Source organism: Gordonia aurantiaca, from assembly GCF_039939235.1.
In the GTDB taxonomy this organism is placed as follows: domain Bacteria; phylum Actinomycetota; class Actinomycetes; order Mycobacteriales; family Mycobacteriaceae; genus Gordonia.
The window spans coordinates 464,916-485,132 of sequence record NZ_JBDUUF010000002.1; the positions used below are offsets into that span (position 1 = coordinate 464,916).

The following is a 20,217-nucleotide window of genomic DNA, read 5'->3' on the forward strand; positions in this document are numbered from 1 at the left end:
CCGACGCCCTCGGGGCGTGATGCTGGAGCGGCCACACCACGAAGTGGCCGACCAGGAGGAGACGAGAATGTACGAGACCTACACCACCGTCATCGGGACCGTCGTGTCCGATCCGCGCCGGCGTGAGACCACCACCGGGGAAGAGGTGATCTCGTTTCGCGTGGCGGCCAACACGCGACGATTCGACCGGCGGGTCGGGGACTGGGTCGACGGGCCGTCGCTGTACCTGACCGTCAGCTGCCGGCGGCGGTTGCTGGCCGGGGTGGGGCTCGCCGTCGCGAAGGGTCGCCCGGTCATCGCGCACGGTCAGATCAAGACCAACGAGTACCCGGCCGCCGACGGGTCGCGCCGCTCCGACCTCGAGATGACCGCCGTCGCCGTCGGCCTCGACCTGAGCCGCTGCATCGTCACCTACCGGGGAACACCGACCCCCGCTCGCGACGTTGAACCCCGCAAACCGGAGCAGCCCGCCGCCTGAGCGGCGTCGCGCCCGCGGCGCGGACCGGCCGGAGGACCGTGCATCTCGGTCCGGGGACTAGAGTGGTCGGGAACGAGTCGGATGGATGCACCCGTGGGTGCACGCCGTGCGCACGGCGAACGCCGTGTCGCGCCGGGTCCGGCGACATGCTCATGACCGTCATCAACGCAGGTACATAGGGGTTACGCGTGGGAGAATTCATCTACACCATGAAAAACGTGCGCAAGGCGCACGGCGACAAGGTGATCCTGGACAACGTCACCATGTCCTTCTTCCCGGGCGCCAAGATCGGCGTCGTGGGCCCCAACGGCGCCGGCAAGTCGTCGATCCTCAAGATCATGGCCGGTCTCGACCAGCCGTCGAACGGTGAGGCGTTCCTCGACCCCGAGGCCACCGTCGGCATCCTCCTGCAGGAACCGCCCCTCAACGAGGAGAAGACGGTCAAGGAGAACGTCGAGGAGGGCATGGGCGAGATCAAGGTGAAGCTCGACCGCTTCAATGAGATCGCCGAGAAGCTCGCCACCGACTACTCCGACGAGCTCATGGAGGAGATGGGCAAGCTCCAGGAGGACCTGGACAACGCCGACGCCTGGGATCTGGACTCGCAGCTCGAGCAGGCGATGGACGCGCTGCGTTGCCCGCCCGGCGACTCCCCGGTCACCCACCTCTCCGGCGGTGAGCGCCGCCGCGTCGCGCTGTGCAAGCTGCTGCTGAGCAAGCCGGACCTGCTGCTGCTCGACGAGCCGACCAACCACCTCGACGCCGAGTCGGTGTTGTGGCTGGAGCAGTTCCTCGCCGGTTACCCGGGCGCCGTCCTGGCCGTCACCCACGACCGGTACTTCCTCGACCACGTCGCCGAGTGGATCTGTGAGGTCGACCGCGGCAAGCTGCACCCGTACCAGGGCAATTACTCCACGTACCTGGAGAAGAAGGCCGAACGCCTCGAGGTCCAGGGCAAGAAGGACCAGAAGCTGCAGAAGCGCCTCAAGGAGGAGCTCGCCTGGGTCCGCTCGGGTGCCAAGGCCCGCCAGACCAAGAACAAGGCGCGTCTCGCCCGCTACGAGGAGATGGCCGCCGAGGCGGAGAAGACGCGCAAGCTCGACTTCGAGGAGATCCAGATCCCGACGCCGCCGCGCCTGGGCAACGTCGTCGTCGAGGTCGAGCACCTCGACAAGGGTTTCGACGGCCGCGTCCTGATCAAGGACTTGTCCTTCACGCTGCCGCGCAACGGCATCGTCGGCGTCATCGGCCCCAACGGCGTCGGCAAGACCACGCTGTTCAAGACCATCGTCGGCCTGGAGGAGCCCGACTCGGGCACCGTCAAGATCGGTGAGACGGTCAAGCTCAGCTACGTCGACCAGAACCGCGCCAACATCGATCCCAACAAGACGGTGTGGGAGGTCGTGTCCGACGGTCTCGACTACATCGAGGTCGGCCAGAACGAGATGCCGTCGCGCGCCTACGTCAGCGCCTTCGGCTTCAAGGGCCCGGACCAGCAGAAGCCTGCCGGGGTGCTCTCCGGCGGTGAACGCAACCGACTCAACCTGGCGCTCACCCTCAAGGAGGGCGGCAACCTGATCCTGCTCGACGAGCCGACCAACGACCTCGACGTCGAGACCCTCGGCTCGTTGGAGAACGCACTCGAGAAGTTCCCCGGCTGTGCCGTTGTGATCAGCCACGACCGCTGGTTCCTCGACCGCACCTGTACCCACATCCTGGCGTGGGAGGGCAACGTCGAAGAGGGCAAGTGGTTCTGGTTCGAGGGCAACTTCGAGGCCTACGAGGCCAACAAGGTCGAGCGCCTCGGCCCGGACGCCGCCCGTCCGCACCGGGTGACCCACCGCAAACTCACGCGCGATTAATCCCATCCCCGTCCGGCACGGGTGACTAGCATCGGCGATGTGACGTCACTCGTGCCGGACGCGGTGAACCACTACTTCAGGTCCCGGGCCGAAGGCTCGGCGGCCGAGAGCGTTGCCGGGCAGGTGGTGCGTCACCTCGAGACCGCGGGACGCAGACGTCCCGGACAGATCATCGTGGAGGTCACCGCCGGCGAGTCCGACGCCGTCGAGATCGTCGTGGTCAACGACGACATGCCGATGATGGTCGAGGCGGTCCTGGCGACCGTCGAAGCCCACGATCTCGCGGTCGAGCGGATGGATCATCCCGTGATACCGGTCCGCCGCGACGCGGAGGGGCGCCTCGAGACCGTCGACGACGTCGACGACGCCATCTGGGAATCCTGGATCTTCGTGGGCGCCCGCACGGGACTGCCCGGGGTCGACCCGGACCAGCTGCGCGCCGACCTCAACGAGGTGGTCGCCCGGGTTGCCGACGTGGACCGGGACGCCGAGCGCATGAAGACCCGGATGACCGAGGCCGCCGCCGAGATGTCCGTGGCGCCGGTGCGCGAGTCGACCGCGATCCGCAACACCGACCGCTACGAGTACGCCAAGCTGCTCGAATGGTTCGCCGGAAATCACTTCCACCTCCTCGGATACTGCCGCGTCGGTCCCGACGGGGAGTCGGAGACCGACGAACGTCTGGGCGTCTGGCGAGCCGACGGCATCAGCCGCGACTTTCCGCCGGTCACCGCGCCGCCACTGCTGCCGCGGGCCAGCAGGGTGTTCGTGGTCACCGGAATCCAGCGCTCCGATTTCCCTGTGCTGCTGCAGATCCCGACGTTCGACAGCCACGGCAACTACGACGGCGAACATCGCTTTCTGGGCACCCTGACCTCCGCCGGACTGCACCAGACCGTCCTCGACGTCCCGGTCCTGCGGACCAGGGTGCACGACGTGCTCGGCCGGGCAGGGGTCGACGAGAGCTCCTACGCCGGGCAGTCGATGATCGAACTCCTGCAGACCTATCCGCTGGTCGAGATGTTCGCCACCTCCACCGACGAGCTGTACCGGCGGATCAGCGAGATGCTCGACGCGGTATCGACCCGGTCGTTGCGACTGTTCCTGCGCACCACCGTCGACAATCGCACGGCGGTCGCGTTGATCTACCTGCCGCGGGACCGCTACAACACCCAGTCCCGCCTCGCGCTGCAGAAAGCGCTGCTCGAGGAACTGAACGGCACCGCGGTGGAGTTCACGGCGCGGGTCAGCGAGACACCCCTTGCGCTGCTGCAGGTCCTGGTGTGCGTCGACCCGGCCACCGTCGAACAGCTCGGTTCCCTCGACACCGGTTCGCCGACACATGCGCGGTTGCAGGCGGCGCTCACCTCCGCGATCCGCAGCTGGGACGAGCGGGTACGCGAGATCGTCACCACCGCCGCCGACCTGCCCGAGATCGACGGCGGACCGGATCTCATCCTGCGGCAGCTGTCCTCGCTGTCGGCCGACTACAAGGAGCTCCGCGAACCCCGGCAGGCCGTCGAGGACCTGACCCGGGTCTTCGCCCTCGAACCCGGTGACATCGAGGTGGCGCTCACCGCGGTCGACGAGGCGGCCGGCGACACCACAGACGGCCCTCCCGGTGACACCGGACAGATCGACGCCGCGGAGCCGTCGCGGTGGTGCTTCATCCTCTACCTGTGCGGCGAGGCGGCGACCCTCACCGACGTGCTGCCGGTGCTGCACAGCCTCGGTCTCGAGGTCCTCGACGAACACCCCTACGACATCCGGCGTGCCGACGGCACACCGTGCTGGGCGTACGAGTTCGGGGTGCAGCTCGCCGAGGGGATGTCGGTCGATCTCGACCACGCCGGCGACCTCTCCGAACGGTTCACGGACGCGTTCCGGCAGATCTGGCTGGGCGCGGCCGAGGTCGATGCCTACAACGAACTGATCATCCGGTGCGGCCTGGACTGGCGGTCGGCGGCGATGCTACGCGCGTACGGCCGATACCTCCGGCAGTGCGGATTCGCCTACAGCACAAGCCATGTCGCGAGCGTTCTGGGGCAACACCGGTCGATCACCCGCGGCTTGGTGGACCTGTTCGTCGCCTCCTTCGACCCGGAATCGGCGGATCCGCGACGACGCGAACGGATCCGGGAGCAGCTGCACGCCGACATCGGCACCGTGCTCAACCTGGACGCCGACCGCGTCGTGTCCGCGTTCGCCGCGGTCGTCGAGGCGACCTCCCGCACGAACTACTTCGTCGTCGACGAGGCGAGCGGGCAGGGTCGGCCCGTCATGTCGTTCAAGCTGCGCCCCCGCGAGATCCCGCAGACCCCGGAACCCCGTCCGTTGCACGAGATCTTCGTCTACTCGCCGCGCGTCGAGGGTGTGCACCTGCGGTTCGGCGCCGTCGCCCGTGGCGGCCTGCGCTGGTCGGATCGCAAGGAGGACTTCCGCACCGAGATCCTCGGACTGGTCAAGGCGCAAGCGGTCAAGAACGCGGTCATCGTGCCGCTCGGGGCCAAGGGCGGATTCGTCGTCAAGCGCCCACCGGCCCCGACCGGGGACCAGGCCCGCGACCGGGACGCCCAGCGGGCCGAGGGCATCGCCTGCTACCGGCAGTTCATCGCCGGCCTGCTCGACATCACCGACAACATCGACCGCGCGACCGGCCAGGTCATCCCGGCCCGCGACGTGGTGCGACGCGACGGTGACGACACGTACCTGGTGGTCGCCGCAGACAAGGGCACGGCGTCCTTCTCGGACATCGCCAACGAGGTCGCGTTGTCCTATGGCTTCTGGCTCGGCGACGCCTTCGCGTCCGGCGGTTCGGCCGGCTACGACCACAAGGCGATGGGCATCACCGCACGCGGCGCGTGGGAATCGGTGAAGCGCCACTTCCGCGAGATGGGCATCGACACACAATCCCAGGACTTCACCGTCGTCGGCATCGGCGACATGAGCGGCGACGTCTTCGGCAACGGCATGCTGCGCAGCGAACACATCCGGCTCGTCGCCGCCTTCGACCATCGCCACATCTTCGTCGACCCCGACCCGGACGCGGCCCGCTCCTACGTCGAACGCCGACGCCTGTTCGAGCTGCCGCGCTCGTCCTGGGCCGACTACGACCCCGACCTCATCAGCGCCGGCGGCGGGGTGTGGTCCCGGGATCGCAAGTCGATCCCGATCAGCCCCGAGATGGCCGCGGCTCTCGGCATCGAGGGCGGGGTGACGGAGATGTCGCCGCCGGAACTGATCCGGGCGATCCTGCTCGCCCCGGTGGACCTGTTGTGGAACGGCGGCATCGGCACGTATGTGAAGGCGTCGACCGAGTCGAACGCGAGCGTCGGCGACAAGTCGAACGATGCGATCCGCGTCGATGGAAACCAGTTGCGCGCCAAGGTGATCGGGGAGGGTGGCAACCTCGGCGTCACCGAACGCGGTCGTATCGAATTCGATCTGGCCGGCGGGCGCATCAACACCGACGCCCTCGACAACTCGGCCGGTGTCGACTGTTCCGACCACGAGGTCAACATCAAGATCGTGCTCGATTCGGCGGTCTCGACCGGGGATCTCGCACCCGAGGATCGTGACCCGCTGCTGGAGTCGATGACCGACGACGTCGCGGATCTCGTTCTCGCGGACAACATCTCACAGAACTCCGAACTCGGTTTCTGCCGCGCCTTCGAACTCGCGCGGGTCGAGGTGCACGCCAGCATGCTGCAGTTCCTCTCCCGCGAGCGCGGCGTGGATCTGCGACTCGAGGCGCTGCCGGAACCGCGCGAACTGCGCAAGCGCGTCGCCGGGGAACTGCATCGCGGGCTGACCTCACCCGAGTTCGCGACCCTGATGGCACATGTGAAGCTGCAGGCGAAGTCCGATCTGCTCGAGACCGACCTCCCGGACAACGACGTGTTCGCGCCGCGTGTCGCCCGCTATTTCCCGGAGGCGTTGCGAGAACGGTTCGCAGACCACATCGCCGGCCATCGCCTGCGCCGCCAGATCGTGGCGACCGGCCTGGTCAACGAGGTCGTCGACCGCGCCGGGATCACCCATCTGTTCCGGCTGCGCGAGGGGAGCGGGTGCACCACCGAGGAAGGGGTGCGCGCCTACGTCGTCGCCAGCGAGATCTTCGACACCACAGAGCTTTTGGAACGCATCCGACATGCGCCGGCGCCGGTCGGGGCGATCGACGAGATGATGCTCTATGCTAGGCGCCTGCTGTTCCGCGCGTCGAGGTGGTTGCTCGCGTTCCGTCCGCAGCCGCTCGCGCTGGCGGCCGAGATCACGCGCTACGCCGAACGGGTGCGGCGCCTCTCGACGATCGCGGAGGACTGGTACGGGGAGAGCTCGCTCCGCGACATCGCCGACCGCGCCAACGTCTACATCGACAAGGGCGTGCCGCAGGATCTCGCGCACGACGTCGCCGGCAGCCTGCACCGCTTCTGCCTGCTCGACATCATCGACGCCGCCGACATCGCCGAACGCGACCTCGAGGAGGTCGGCGAGCTGTACTTCGCGGTGATGGAGCACTTCGGCCTCGAGGACCTGCTCACCGCGGTGTCCAACCTCGAGTACGGCGACCGCTGGCACGCGCTGGCCCGCCTGGCCCTGCGCGACGACATGCACGGCGCACTGCGGTCGCTGACCCTCAAGATCCTCGAGGTCAGCGAACCCGACGAGCCGACCGCCGACAAGATCGCCGAATGGGAGTCGTCGCAGTCCAGCCGGCTCAGTCGCGTGCGCAGCATGCTGGAGGAGATCGAGGAGACCGGCACCCTCGACCTCGCGACGCTCTCCGTGGCCGCCCGCCAGTTGCGCAGCGTGATCCGCTGACCCATTTCGGCCCTGACCGCCGCCCGGTCGTCCTAGCCTGAGGGGCATGACCCGGCGCGCCGCTCTCAGGATCTGTCCGTTGTGCGAGGCGACCTGCGGGTTGAGCCTCGTCGTCGACCGCCGCCCGGACGGTTCGGGCGAGCAGGTGACCGGTGCCCGCGGGGACAGCGAGGACGTGTTCAGCCACGGCTACCTCTGCCCCAAGGGAGCCACCTTTCCACAGCTCGACAACGATCCCGACCGACTCGATACGCCACTGGTCAAACGCGATGGACGGTTCGTCGAGGCCGGCTGGGACGAGGCGTTGCACCTCGCGGTGGAACGGTTGCGCGCGGTCATCGACGCCCACGGCGGGTCGTCGGTGGGCTTCTACATCGGCAACCCGAACGCCCACACGATCGCGGGCGCCATGTACACGCCGGTGCTGGCCAAGGCGATCGGCACCTGCAGCGTGTTCAGCGCCAGCACTCTCGACCAGATGCCCAAGCAGGTCGCGAGCGGCTACCTGTACGGGCGCGCGGGCACCTTCGCAGTGCCCGACATCGACCGCACCGATCACCTCGTCGTCATCGGGGCCAACCCCGTCGTGTCCAACGGAAGTGTCACCACCGTCGCCGATTTCCCGGGAAGGCTCAACGCATTACGCCACCGCGGCGGCCGTCTCACGGTGATCGACCCGGTGCGCACGCGCACCGCCCGGCTCGCCGACACGCACATCGCGCCGCGACCCGGCACCGACGCCGCACTGCTCGCGGGCGTCGTGTCCTGCCTGTTCGACGAGGACCTCGTCGCCGAGGACCTGGGCGGGATCGCCGAACTCGTCCTCGGCGTCGAGGAACTGCGAAGGGAGATCGCCGATCTCACGCCGGAGAAGGTCGCGGCGTACTGCGATGTGCCCGCTGCCGACATCCGGCGGTTGGCCCGTGACATCGCGGCGTCGCCCACCGCGGCGGTCTATGGACGACTGGGCACCAGCACGGTCGAGTTCGGCACCCTGGGCAGCTGGCTGATCGACGCGGTCAACATCCTCACCGGCAACCTGGACAGTCCCGGCGGGGTGATGTTCCCGACCGCGCCGACGGCTCCGGCACCCCGACCGGCCCGGCCGGGCAGGGGTTTTCGCACCGGGCGATGGCGCAGCCGGGTGTCCGGCCACCCGGAGGTGGCGGGCGAGTTGCCGGCGGTGGCGATGGCCGAGGAGTTCGAGACCCCGGGCGAGGGCCAACTGCGGGCACTGGTCACCGTCGCGGGCAATCCGGTGCTCTCCGCCCCGGACGGCGCACGTCTGGCGAAGGCCCTCGACGACGTCGCGGAGTTCGTCGTCAGCATCGACCCGTATCTCAACGAGACCACCAGACACGCGGACGTCATCCTGCCGCCGCCGCGGCCGTCACAGAGCCCGCACTTCGACGCGATCCTCGACAACCTCGCGGTGCGCGCCACCGTCCGGTACTCGCCCCCGGTGCTGCCGCGCGAGAACGGCCGGCCCGACGAGATCGAGATCATCGAGCGCCTGGTGCTGGGCCTGTCGGGGATGGGGGTCGACGCCGATCCGGGACTGGTGGACGAGCAGATCATCGCCGCGACCCTCGCCAAGGAGGTGCGTGACCCGCATTCGCCGGTCGCGGGGCGCGACGTCGACACGCTCGTCGCGATGCTGCCGGACGCACCCGGCCATCTGCGGCGACTGGACATGATGCTGCGGCTCGGTGCCTACGGCGACGCGTTCGGCGCCCGTGACGGCCTCACGTTCGCCGACGTCCTCGCCGCCCCGCACGGCATCGACCTCGGGCCCATGCGTCCACGGTTGCCCGGCATCCTGCGGACCGAGTCCGGCAAGGTCGAGCTGGCGCCTGGCCCGCTCGTCGGCGACCTCGCCCGCCTGCGGGCCGCACTGGACGCCGGCGCGACGCAGGCCGAAGCGGGGACGCTGCTGCTCGTCGGGCGGCGCCATCTGCGATCGAACAACTCGTGGATGCACAACCTGCCGGGACTTCTCGGCGGCACCAACAGGTGCACCCTGCAGATCCATCCCGACGACGCCGCGCGACTCGGTGTCGACGGCATGGCGGTGGTCCGCGGACCGGCGGGCACGCTCACGGTGCCGGTGGAGATCACCGACGACGTCCGGCCCGGGGTGGTGTCGTTGCCGCACGGCTGGGGGCACGACGACTCCGCGACGCGCCTGCACGTCGCCGCCACCGACCCGGGCGTCAACGTGAACGCGCTCAACGACGGCAGCCGCCTCGACCCGCTGTCCGGGACCGCGGTGCTCAACGGGCTGCGCGTGGAGGTCGCACCCGCCTGATGCGTAGGGTTGTCATCGTGCTCAACGAGGATTCCGGAATCGCCACCGCCGACGGATACGTGGTCGAGGTCCCGGTGCGCTGGTCGGACATGGACGTCTATCAGCACATCAACCACGCACGCATGGTCACGCTGCTCGAAGAGGCGCGGATCCCGTGGCTGTTCGTCGACGGACGGCCGACGGCGCCGCTGCGTGAGGGGTGTCTGGTCGCCGACCTGCACGTGAAGTACCAGGCCCAGCTGCGGCACTCCGAAGGCCCGCTCCGGGTCACCATGTACGTCCAGCGGTTGCGCGCCGTCGACTTCACGGTCGGCTACGAGGTGCGTCCGGCCGGGGTCGCGCAGTCGTCGAGGCCTGCGGTCGTCGCCAGCACCCAACTGGTGGCCTTCGACGTGGAGAACCAGCGCATCGCCCGACTCACCCCGGAGCAGAAGGAGTACCTCGCCGGGTTCCGCAGGGACGACGCGACCGGCGCGGCGCACTGATGGAGCGGTTTGTCGAGATCGCAGCATCCGACCGGGGCAACGCCTCGGCGTTCCTCGCTCACGCCCTGCGCCTGGAAGATGCGGCTGTGGTCCGCGTCGTCACCCGCCCGGACGGGCTGCTGGCGCTGTGGACGCACACCGGCTTCGAGGTGCTCGCCACTCGCGCGGTGACCGGCCGCGTCGCGCCGAACGATCTCGTCTGCGACGCGACTCATCTGCGCAGCGCGCTCAACGCGGCCGAGCCGGGAGCGCCCGTCGACCCGGGCTTCTCCCTCGACTCCGCCTGGCGCGGAGCGCTTCCCGCGGCCGTCGGCTACCGGCACGTCGACGACGTGCCGGCCCGCAGCGTCGTCGAACTCGCCCGGGAGGGTGCCCGCGTCGCCCGGCAGGAGGGGAGTGCGCACGGTCCCGCCACCGGACTCCTCGACCAGGACGTCCTCGCGGTGGCCTCTGACGACGGCGCGTTGCGGGCCGGCATCACCATGCGGTCGGTCTTCGCGCTCACCGGCATGGGTTTCATCCGCGACCGCGACGGCAGGGCGGTCACCGAGACGTCGTCGACCGATCTCGTCGACGAGACAGAGCCGGTGCGAATCCGCCTGTCCGCGGCGTGGATTCGCATCGACGCGCGCTACGGATCGATCTACCAGCGGCGCCACCGCGACCTGTCGGTCACGGTGCTCTAGTCACACCAGCCAGGCCGCCGAATCCGGCGCCAGCATCCCGTCGACGAGCGGCGAGGAGATCAGCAGCAGTTCGCCCGGCGGCAGCGGCACCGGATCCTCACCGGCGTTCAGCGCGCACACCAGGTGGCCCTCGTCGCGCCGGAATGCGAGGCATCCTTCCGGCGCGCCGTACCACTCGACCGCGTCGCCGGCGAATTCCGGCCGCTGCACCCGCAATTCGATCGCGGCGCGGTACAGCGAGAGCATCGAGCCCACATCCTCGAGTTGTGCCTCGACCGTCAGCGACCGCCAGGACTCGGGGATGGGCAGCCACGTCCGCTGCGACGAGCTGAACCCGAACGGCGGCTCGGTGCCCTCCCAGGGGAGCGGAATCCGGCAGCCGTCACGGCCGCGCTCGGTGTGACCCGACCGCTCCCAGACCGGATCCTGCAGCACCTCGTCGGGCAGGTCGTCGACGTTGGGCAGGCCGAGCTCGGCGCCGTTGTAGATGAACACGGAACCGGGCAGCGCCATCTCGACGACGATCATCGCCCGCGCCCGGCGGGTGCCGCGCACGAGATCGAGCTCGCCGGTCTCCGGATCGACGGGCGCGTACCGCGTGACCTCTCGTGTCACATCGTGATTCGAGAGCGTCCAGGTCGGGGTGCCGGCCACCGACAGCACCGCGTCGAGCGAGTTCTCGATCGCCTCGCGGATCGCGCCGGCCTCGAACGGCGCCTTGGCCAGACGGAAGTTGAAGCCCAGGTGCAGTTCGTCGGGACGCAGGTACTCGGCGAACCGCTCGTTGTCGTTGACCCAGATCTCGCCGACGTTCGCCGCGCCCGGGTACTCGTCGAGGACCGAGCGGATCTTGCGGTGGATGTCGTGCACCGCATAGTTGTTGAACCGCGGATCGTCGTCGTCGTTGCTGAGCAGCGACGCCCTGGACAGGTCCATGTCCGGCAGGTCGGCGGGCTTGGCCATGCCGTGGGCGACGTCGATGCGGAAACCGTCCACCCCGCGGTCGAGCCAGAACCGCAGCGTCCTCTCGAGATCCGCCCAGACGTCGGGGTGCTCCCAGTTCAGGTCCGGCTGCTCGGCGGCGAAGATGTGCAGGTACCACTGGCCGGGGGAGCCGTCGGGTTCGGTCACCCGGGTCCATGCCGGACCGCCGAAGATGCTGTGCCAGTTGTTGGGCGGCTCGTCGCCGTTGTCGCCGCGGCCGTCGCGGAAGATGTAGCGTTCGCGCTCCGGGCTTCCCGGACCTGCCGCGAGTGCCGCCCGGAACCACTCGTGCTGGTCGCTCGTGTGGTTGGGGACGAGGTCCATCGTGACGCGGATGTCGCGGTCGTGGGCCTCGGCGATGAGGATGTCGAAGGTCTCCAGATCGCCGAAGAGCGGGTCGATGTCGCGTGGATTGGAGACGTCGTAGCCGTGATCGGCCATCGGCGAGCGCATGATCGGGCTCAGCCAGATGGCGTCGATGCCGAGGAGTTCGAGATAGCCGAGACGCTGGATGACGCCGGTGAGGTCGCCCACGCCGTCGCCGTCGGAGTCGGCGAACGACCGCGGGTAGATCTGGTAGAACACCGCGGACTTCCACCAGGTGTCGTCGCGCGGGTCGAGTTGGTACGCGATGCGGGGGCCGGGCGCTACCTCGGTCCCGCTTGTGTCGTCGGCGTTTTCGGACGGCGCCCCGGCCGCTGCGTCGGCCGCTGCGTCGGCCTCTGTGTCGAGATCCGGTTCGGCGGCCGTCACGCCGGGATCGAGGGTCTCGTCGAGATCGGCCTCGATGGCCTCGTCATCGAGGGTGTCATCGAGGGTGTCGGCTTCGGCTGCCTCACCGGCGATCTCGGGGGTCTTTCCCGACTGCTCGGTCACGGCGTCCCCGACTTCCGAGACGTCCGTTCCCTGTTCGGCGACCGCACGATCGCCTTCGGCCGAAACGTCTTCGGCCTCCGACGGTTCTGCCGCCTCGAGGTTCGTGTCCTCGTCGATGTCCGAGACGTGCTCAGAGACCGGCGTGTCGGGAACGTCGGTGTGTGCGCCGTCGGGCTGACCCCCGTCAGAAGGCTCGGCGGGGACAACATCTCGTGTCTCATCGCTCACCGTGGTCATTCTGCCCTAACGGTGTTCGGGTGCGGACACACAGGTCATCGGCGCGTCGTCGGCGTGTCGACACCAGGAGGCGCGGAAAACCTGCCCGATTTGCGAATTCCGTGGGCGGTGAGCGGCGTCAGATGGGGGAGTTCATCATCGACTGCGCGGCCATCTCCATGTAGTCGATGAGCGCCTGACGGTGCGGCGGGTCGAGGGTCTCGTCGTCGATCGAGGCGATCGCGGTGTGCATGCAGCGAAGCCACGCGTCGCGTTCGATCGGTCCGATGCGGAACGGATGATGCCGCATCCGCAGGCGCGGGTGACCGCGCTCCTCGGAATAGGTCCGGGGTCCGCCCCAGTACTGCTCGAGGAACATCCGCAGCCGGCGCTCGGCCGGGCCGAGATCCTCCTCCGGGTACAGCGGTCGCAGCACCTCGTCCTTGGCCACCTCGGCATAGAACACCTCGGTGAGGCGTCGGAAGGTCTCCGCCCCGCCGACCTCCTCGTAGAAGCTGCGGGTCGGTTGGGTCTGGGTGTCGCGGGGGCTGTTGCCGGGTCCAGTCACAGCCGCCATTGTCCTCACCCGATGGGCGGCCCTCAACGTGGCCTTCGCCGGGTGTGGCGGCGGTGTCGCATTTCTGCTGCACGAAATCGGAGTCCGTGGTGAACTGTGCAGGTCAACCTGTTCACGGCAGGCATGTCGGGAGGTCGGATGACACACCGATCACACGAGAAGACACATCCTGTGACCTCGCTTCGCAGGGAGGGGCCGCGCAGGGAGGGGCCGCTCAGGGAGGGGCTGCACGGGGAGGACGAGTCCTCGCCGGAGGCCGAACGCACCTCACATCCGTGGACACGCCGCCGGGTCCTGCTCCTCAACGCCACCTATGAGCCGCTAAGTGCGGTCAGCATCCGCCGCGCGGTGGTGCTGATGCTGCGGGGTCGCGCAGACATGGTCCACGCCGACGAGTCCGGCGTCGCGTTGCACTCGGCGGCGCGGGCCGTTCCGGTGCCCACCGTCATCCGGTTGCGCCAGTACGTCCGGGTTCCGTACCGCGGGGCCGTGCCGTTGACCCGCGCCGCGCTGATGCACCGCGACCGCTTCCGCTGCGGCTATTGCGGCAGGCCCGCCACCACCATCGACCACGTCGTCCCGCGCAGCCGCGGCGGCGCGCACACCTGGGAGAACTGCGTTGCCAGCTGCGCATCGTGCAATCACCGCAAGGCCGACCGCCTGCTCAGCGAACTGGGGTGGACGCTGCGGACCCGGCCGACGGCGCCCAAGGGGCGCCACTGGAGCCTGCTGGCCGCGGTCAAGGACATCGACCCGGCCTGGATGCAGTACATCGACGCGGGGGCCGCGTGAGGCCCGGCAAACGGGGTACCGCACGATCTACGACGTGCTGTAGGGGTCGGTGCACCGGGCGTGGTGTTGTGGGCTAGATTGATCAACGATGACCTGCGCCGACAACCGGGCGGGTCCGGCGCGACCATCGAAAGGGTGACATGGACATCGACAGCCTGATCGTCCCCATCGGAGTGCCAGTCACGATCGTGACGGTGCTCTTCGTCGTGCTCTGCATCGTCTCGATGGTGTTCTCCGGCGGGGTCAAGTACCCGGAGGTCAAGGAGTACACCCTCGACCAGCGGTGGGAGCGCGAACCGCTTCTCTTCAGTGCCACCGACATCGAGCCGATGGCACTTCCGCGACATGTGGAACCCGGCGATCTGGATGGGAGCTCGGCAAGTGGCAAGTGGTGAGGTTTCGCAGAAGACTGCAGAGGTCGCGGCCCGGTCGGCCGCCGAGCTGCCCGAGGGCACGGTGATCACCAACAGCGGTCGCATCTCCGCGGCCCGCTTCCCGGGTGACGCCCCGACCACGCCGCCGTTCAGCAAGAAGGAGCTCATCGCTCTCGACGACACGCTGAAGGCCGCCAGCGAGAAGGCGCTCGTGCGCTTCTCGGTCTACATCGGCGACCTGGCCGGTGACGATCTCGAGGCGAGCGCCCGTGCGATCCTCGCGAAGGCGCCGGAACCGGCGTACGGCACCCTGATCGCCGTCTCGCCGAACACGCGCGACATCGTCATCGTCTCCGGCAAGGAGGTGTCGGGCCGCGTCAACGATCGCGTCGCCGCGCTGGGCGTGACCGCAGCGGTCAGCGCCTTCCGTCAGGGCAACCTGATCGACGGCCTGATCGCCGCGCTGCGCGTGATGGCCACCGCCGCCGCAGCGAACTGAGGCCGGTCCACAGAGTCTCGAAAAGGGGCCGCCCACCATCGGTGGGCGGCCCCTTTCGTGTGCCGCGGGGTGCGCGGGTCTAGCGGTACATCTGCACCAGCGGACAGGTGAACGGGTCACGCTCGCCGAGGCCGACCTGGTTCAGATAGCGGATGACGATGCCGTAGGAGCCCAGCAACGAGGTCTCGGTGTAGGCGACGCCGTGGCGGGCGCAGTGCGCGCGCACCAGCGGCTGCACCTTCGCAAGGTTCGGGCGCGGCATGCTCGGGAAGAGGTGGTGCTCGATCTGGTAGTTGAGCCCGCCCATCATGAAGTCGGTGACCCGTCCGCCGCGGATGTTGCGGGACATCAGCACCTGGCGGCGCAGGAAGTCGACGCGCATCGACTTCGGGACGAGCGGCATGCCCTTGTGGTTCGGCGCGAACGAGCCGCCGAGCAGCAGCCCGAACACGCCCAATTGCACGGCGATGAACACCACGGCCTGCGCCGGGGACATCACCAGGAACGGGATGACGAACCCGGCCGCCAGCCGGGCCACGATCAAGGACAGCTCGAGCGCACGGTGAGGCACCGGGGTACGGGACGTCAGGCCCTGGATGCTCGCGACGTGGAGTGCGGCGCCCTCGAGCGTCAGCAGCGGGATGAAGAACCAGCCCTGTCGGCGGGTGAACCAGCCGTACAGACCCGATCGTTGCGCCGCGTTCTCCGGGGTGAACGCGATGGGGCCGTCGGCGATGTCGGGATCGACGTCGATCTGGTTCGGGCCCTTGTGGTGACGGTTGTGCTTGTTGCGCCACCAGTGCAGCGAGAGCCCCGCGCCCGCGGCGGCGACGAGGCGTGCCGTCCACTCGTTGGCGCCGGCGGAGGTGAACATCTGCCGATGTGCCCCGTCGTGCCCGAGGAATCCGAACTGGGTGCTGATCACGGCGAGCGCGGCGCCGAACACCAGTTGCCACCAACTCGCGCCGACGACGATCACCGACGCCCACACGCCGACGAAGGCGAGGACGGTCAGCGCGATGCGCGCGATGTAGAAGCCGCGGCGGCGGTCGAGGAGACCGGACGACCGGACCTCGGCGGCCAGCTCGGTGTACGAGCTCGTGAACTTCTGGGTGGTCGTCGCACGGGGCGCGTGCGTCAGCTCTGCAAGGGTCAAGGGGGCGTACCTCTGGCCTTCTGGTCGGTGCCTGGTACGCCGGGGAATCGGCCGTTTCGTCAGACCGGGCGCGTCACGAGAGACATGAGCCGGGACTGCGATGCATCAAGGGGCGGTACCCACTATGCCAGAGATCCGCCGCCACCGGGCCGCGAGCCGATCTGCGCGGCGCCCCGGCCGGCCCGTCAACGGCCGGCAGGCACCTTCTCGGGCGTCGCGTCCGGAGTGCCCGAGCCCGTCGGACGGTGCTCGCCGTCGACCATGTTGGCCTCGTCGAACGGGTCGCGGCCCGACAGCACGGCGTCGATCTGCTGCTTGTCCATGGTCTTGGTCCACGAGCCGACAAGCAGGGTCGCGACGGCGTTGCCGGAGAAGTTCGTGACGGCGCGCGCCTCGGACATGAACCGGTCGATGCCCACGATGACGCCGACGCCGTCGAGCATCTCGGGGCGGTGCGCCTGCAGGCCGGCGGCGAGGGTGGCCAGTCCGGCGCCGCTGACCCCGGCCGCACCCTTCGACGCGATGATCATGAAGACCAGCAGGCCGATCTGCTCGCCGATGGAGAGCGGATCGCCCATCGCGTCGGCGATGAAGATCGAGGCCATCGTCAGGTAGATCGCGGTGCCGTCGAGGTTGAACGAATAACCGGTCGGGACGACCACGCCGACGGTGGTCTTCTCCACCCCGAGGTGCTCCATCTTGGCGATGAGGCGGGGGAGCGCCGACTCCGACGACGAGGTCGCGAAGATCAGCAGGTACTCGCGGGCGAGATAGCGGACCAGGCGGAAGATCGACACGCCGGCGAACGCCCGCAGCATCACACCGAGGACGCCGAAGACGAAGACCAGACAGGTCAGGTAGAAGGCGAGCATCAGGGTGACCAGCTGACCCACCGCGGCCCAGCCGGTCTGGCCGACGACGTTGGCGATCGCGCCGAACGCGCCGATCGGCGCGATCCACAGCACCATGGTCAGGATCTTGAAGACCAGCTTCTGGAAGTACCCGACCGCGACCAGGATCGGCTCACCGGTGCGACCCAGCGCCTGGATCGCGAAGCCCACCAGCAGCGCCACGAACAGAGCCTGCAGCACGCTGCCGTCGGTCAGCGCCGAGACCAGCGACGTGGGGATGATGCCCTGGATGAACTCGATGGTGCCGCCGGCCTCGTGGGCCTTGTCGGCGAGCTTCGCGCCTTCCCCTGACGTGGCCGAGATGTTGAGTCCCTCACCGGGATTGATGACGTTACCGACGACCAGCCCGATCGCCAGGGCGACGGTGGACATGATGAGGAAGTAGACGAAGGCGAGACCGCCGACCTTGCCGACCGTCGCTGCCTTGCGGACCGAACCGATCCCGAGCACGATCGTGCAGAAGATGATCGGGGCGATCATCATCTTGATCAGCCCGACGAATGTGGTGCCGAGCCAGCCGATGTCCTTCCCGAAGCCCGGCGCGACGAGACCCACGACGACACCGGCGATCACCGCGACGATGACGGCGATGTAGAGCCAGTGCGTGCGGTCGCGCCTGGGCCTCGGGGCGCCGGTCCGGTCTGCCGAGCCGTCATGCTGCGGCTCGAGCGCGTCGGCCGGGAGGTCACCGGCCTTCGGGTCGAAGTTCATCGGCTGCTTCACTCCTCGTCTGCCCGGACACCGATGTCCGGGCGTCGTCGGTGACTAGGATTGTGGACCGGCTCGGTGACGACGGTCACGGTTCTGTTCATTTCGTTCACCGACACCGGGGAATAGCCCGAGACGGGGCACTTCGAAACACGACGAAGCGGGGGCCGAGGGCATGCGGTGGTATCCGCGGACGCTTGCCGGTCAGGTGGCGGCGCTGGCGCTGGTCGTCGTCGCCATCGTCGTCCTGGCGGGCAGTGCCCTCGCCGCGATCGACGCCCGCGTCGACGGCGACCACGCCGCGCGCGCCGAGGTCACCGGGATCGCGGTCGCCCTCGCCGAGGCGCCGTCGACTGCGGAGGCGCTCACCTCACCCGATCCGAGCGCACTCCTCCAACCCGTCACCGAACGCATCCGCCTCGACACCGGCCTCGCCTTCATCACCGTCCTGGCCCCCGACCGGACGCGGTACACCCACACCGACCCGGCGCGCATCGGGGAGCCCTATCTCGGCACCATCGATGCGGCGCTGCACGGCGAGATTATGACCGAGACCCACACCGGGACGCTCGGCCCGTCGATCCGGACGATCGCGCCGGTCCGCGGTCCCGACGGCCGCGTCATCGGCATGGTCGCCGCCGGCATCACCCAGGAGACGCTCAGCTCGGCCTGGCGCGGCGAGCTGCCCCGCATCGTTCTCGTCGGCGCGGCGGCCCTGCTCGCCGCAGCGATCGGCGTGTGGTGGATCCGGCGTCGGTTGCTGCGACAGACCGGCGGGCTCGCCCCCGACGAGCTGCGCCTCATGTACGACCACCACGACGCGGTGCTGCACTCTGTCCGGGAGGGGCTGATCGTCGTCGAGGACGGCCGGCCGGCGCTCGTCAACGACGAGGCGAAACGTCTGCTGGACATCGACACCGACACTCCCGCAACAGATCTGCCGCATTTCCTCACCGGCGGGCCGGTGGCCGACGAACTGTACGCGGAGGGCGACCGCGTGCTGCTGGTCTCGCGGTCGGCGGTGCGTGACCGGCGCGGCTCGACGGTCGTCACCGTGCGCGACCGGACCGAACTGGCCGAGACCATGGGCGAACTCGACTCGATGACCCGCTTCGCCGAGGCCCTGCGCTCCCAGGCGCACGAGGCCGCGAACCGGCTGCACACCCTGGTGGCGTTGGTCGAGATGGGGCGGGGCGAGGATGCGGTGCGGCTCGCCACCACGGAACTCGAACTGTCCCAACACCTCATCGACCGGATGACGCAGGCGGTCGCCGAACCCGCACTGGTGGCGCTGCTCCTCGGCAAGAGCGCGCAGGCGTCCGAGCGTGGAATAGCGTTCTCGCTCACCGAGGACTCGAAGGTCGGCGATCAGGCCATACAGATCCTGACCCCCGGTGAGATGGTCACGGTCGTGGGTAATCTCGTCGACAACGCCATGGACGCCTGTGATCCGGCGGATCCCTGGGTCGAGGTGAGCGTGGTCGGGGACGAGAAGACTCTCGAGATCGTCGTCGCCGACAGCGGGCCGGGCATGGACCCGGAACTGTTCGCCCGGGCGACCACCCGCGGCTATTCCACCAAGACCGGCGGCGACGAGGCCGGTCGCGGCCTGGGGCTGGCGCTGGTCTCGCAGGTGGTCGCGCGCCATAACGGGACACTCACCGCGGAGAACACCTACGGCTCGGTGGTGACGGTGCGCCTGCGGTCCGGGGCCGAATCGAACGGGGCCGAATCGAACGGGGCCGAGCCGAGCGGGGAACGAGGAGCGGAGCGGTGATCCGCGTGCTGATCGTCGAAGACGAGCCGGTCATCGCCGAGGCCCACCGTGAATACCTCGGCCGCATGGGCGGATTCGAGGTCGTCGACGCCGTCGGCACCGCTCAGGAGGCGTTGCGCGCCGCCCGGAGCGGGCGGGTCGACCTGGTGCTGCTCGACCTCGGTCTGCCCGACGCCCGCGGGATCGACCTCGCGGGTGCGTTGTCCGGGGTGCGTCCTGCACCGGACGTCATCGCGATCACCGCCCAGCGGGACCTGCAGAGCGTGCGTGACGCCATGTCCCGGGGCGTCCTGCTCTACCTGCTGAAGCCGTTCACGTACGCGGCGTTCCGGGAGAAGATCGAGCAGTACCTGCGCTACCGGGAGGCGCTCACCGCCGGCACCGACGCGGTCAGCCAGCGCGATGTCGACCGCGCGCTCGCCGAACTGCGCGCCGGCGAATCCCGCCGGACGACGAAGAAGGGGGCGGCCGCCGACACCGAGGACGCGGTGGCCCGGGCGGTCCGCGACAGCGTGGACGGACTCAGCGCGTCGGAGGTCGCGCGTGCCGTCGGCACGTCCCGGGTCACGGCCTGGCGGTACCTGGAGCGACTGGCCGACGACGGCGTCGTCGAACGCGCCACCCGGTACGGAACGGCGGGTCGGCCACAGGTGCGGTACCGGTGGCGACGTCGCTGACGACCCACCGGTACCGACCGAGAGTGAAAA

At 69.1% G+C, this 20,217-nt stretch carries 15 protein-coding genes; 11 read left to right on the forward strand and 4 right to left on the reverse strand.

Annotated features, from left to right (window positions below):
* The first annotated feature begins 67 nt into the window (after positions 1-67).
* The 6 genes from ABFT43_RS07095 to ABFT43_RS07120 all read left to right on the forward strand — a co-directional run bounded on the left by ABFT43_RS07095 (position 68) and on the right by ABFT43_RS07120 (position 10,640).
* A complete protein-coding gene (locus ABFT43_RS07095; protein ID WP_347959661.1) occupies positions 68-478 on the forward strand; it encodes a single-stranded DNA-binding protein in 411 nt (136 codons plus the stop codon).
* Positions 479-666: 188 nt separating this feature from the next.
* Entirely contained in the window at positions 667-2,340 is a 1,674-nt protein-coding gene (gene ettA / locus ABFT43_RS07100; protein ID WP_347959662.1) for an energy-dependent translational throttle protein EttA, read from the forward strand.
* Positions 2,341-2,379: 39 nt separating this feature from the next.
* Positions 2,380-7,161, forward strand: a complete 4,782-nt coding sequence (locus ABFT43_RS07105) for an NAD-glutamate dehydrogenase (RefSeq protein WP_347959663.1) — start codon at positions 2,380-2,382, stop codon at positions 7,159-7,161.
* 46 nt (positions 7,162-7,207) lie between these two features.
* Positions 7,208-9,469: a molybdopterin-dependent oxidoreductase gene (locus tag ABFT43_RS07110; RefSeq protein ID WP_347959664.1), complete on the forward strand. Its 2,262-nt coding sequence runs from the start codon at positions 7,208-7,210 to the stop codon at positions 9,467-9,469.
* A gap of 17 nt (positions 9,470-9,486) precedes the next feature.
* Entirely contained in the window at positions 9,487-9,954 is a 468-nt protein-coding gene (locus ABFT43_RS07115; RefSeq protein ID WP_347959759.1) for an acyl-CoA thioesterase, read from the forward strand.
* Positions 9,954-10,640: a hypothetical protein gene (locus ABFT43_RS07120; RefSeq protein WP_347959665.1), complete on the forward strand. Its 687-nt coding sequence runs from the start codon at positions 9,954-9,956 to the stop codon at positions 10,638-10,640. Before ABFT43_RS07115 ends, ABFT43_RS07120 begins: the two co-directional genes overlap by 1 nt.
* Here the strand turns inward: ABFT43_RS07120 and ABFT43_RS07125 are convergent, their stop codons facing one another.
* Positions 10,641-12,737: a glycoside hydrolase family 13 protein gene (locus ABFT43_RS07125; protein WP_347959666.1), complete on the reverse strand. Its 2,097-nt coding sequence runs from the start codon at positions 12,735-12,737 to the stop codon at positions 10,641-10,643.
* 118 nt (positions 12,738-12,855) lie between these two features.
* Positions 12,856-13,293, reverse strand: coding sequence for a globin (locus ABFT43_RS07130; RefSeq protein WP_347959667.1), 438 nt, complete (start codon positions 13,291-13,293; stop codon positions 12,856-12,858).
* Between the two features lie 138 nt (positions 13,294-13,431).
* Between ABFT43_RS07130 and ABFT43_RS07135 the strand changes: the two genes are divergently transcribed.
* From ABFT43_RS07135 to ABFT43_RS07145, 3 genes are all read left to right on the forward strand, one after another.
* Entirely contained in the window at positions 13,432-14,085 is a 654-nt protein-coding gene (locus tag ABFT43_RS07135; RefSeq protein WP_347959668.1) for an HNH endonuclease, read from the forward strand.
* Between the two features lie 140 nt (positions 14,086-14,225).
* Complete coding sequence (ctaJ, locus tag ABFT43_RS07140; protein WP_347959669.1) at positions 14,226-14,480, forward strand: aa3-type cytochrome oxidase subunit CtaJ; 255 nt, start codon at positions 14,226-14,228, stop codon at positions 14,478-14,480.
* Positions 14,467-14,958: a DUF5130 domain-containing protein gene (locus ABFT43_RS07145; RefSeq protein ID WP_347959670.1), complete on the forward strand. Its 492-nt coding sequence runs from the start codon at positions 14,467-14,469 to the stop codon at positions 14,956-14,958. Before ctaJ ends, ABFT43_RS07145 begins: the two co-directional genes overlap by 14 nt.
* 79 nt (positions 14,959-15,037) lie before the next feature.
* Here the strand turns inward: ABFT43_RS07145 and ABFT43_RS07150 are convergent, their stop codons facing one another.
* Both ABFT43_RS07150 and ABFT43_RS07155 read right to left on the reverse strand, forming a co-directional pair.
* Positions 15,038-16,114 (reverse strand): fatty acid desaturase family protein, encoded by a 1,077-nt coding sequence (locus ABFT43_RS07150; protein WP_347959671.1) that lies wholly within the window; start codon positions 16,112-16,114, stop codon positions 15,038-15,040.
* Positions 16,115-16,299: 185 nt separating this feature from the next.
* Positions 16,300-17,736, reverse strand: coding sequence for a cation:dicarboxylate symporter family transporter (locus ABFT43_RS07155; RefSeq protein WP_347959672.1), 1,437 nt, complete (start codon positions 17,734-17,736; stop codon positions 16,300-16,302).
* Positions 17,737-17,908: 172 nt separating this feature from the next.
* Here ABFT43_RS07155 and ABFT43_RS07160 point away from each other — a divergent pair, with 172 nt between their 5' ends.
* Together ABFT43_RS07160 and ABFT43_RS07165 are read left to right on the forward strand one after the other, a co-directional pair.
* Positions 17,909-19,510, forward strand: a complete 1,602-nt coding sequence (locus ABFT43_RS07160; RefSeq protein WP_347959673.1) for a sensor histidine kinase — start codon at positions 17,909-17,911, stop codon at positions 19,508-19,510.
* Positions 19,507-20,187, forward strand: a complete 681-nt coding sequence (locus ABFT43_RS07165; RefSeq protein ID WP_347959674.1) for a response regulator — start codon at positions 19,507-19,509, stop codon at positions 20,185-20,187. The genes ABFT43_RS07160 and ABFT43_RS07165 overlap by 4 nt, the downstream gene beginning before the upstream one ends.
* The last annotated feature ends 30 nt before the right edge of the window (positions 20,188-20,217 follow it).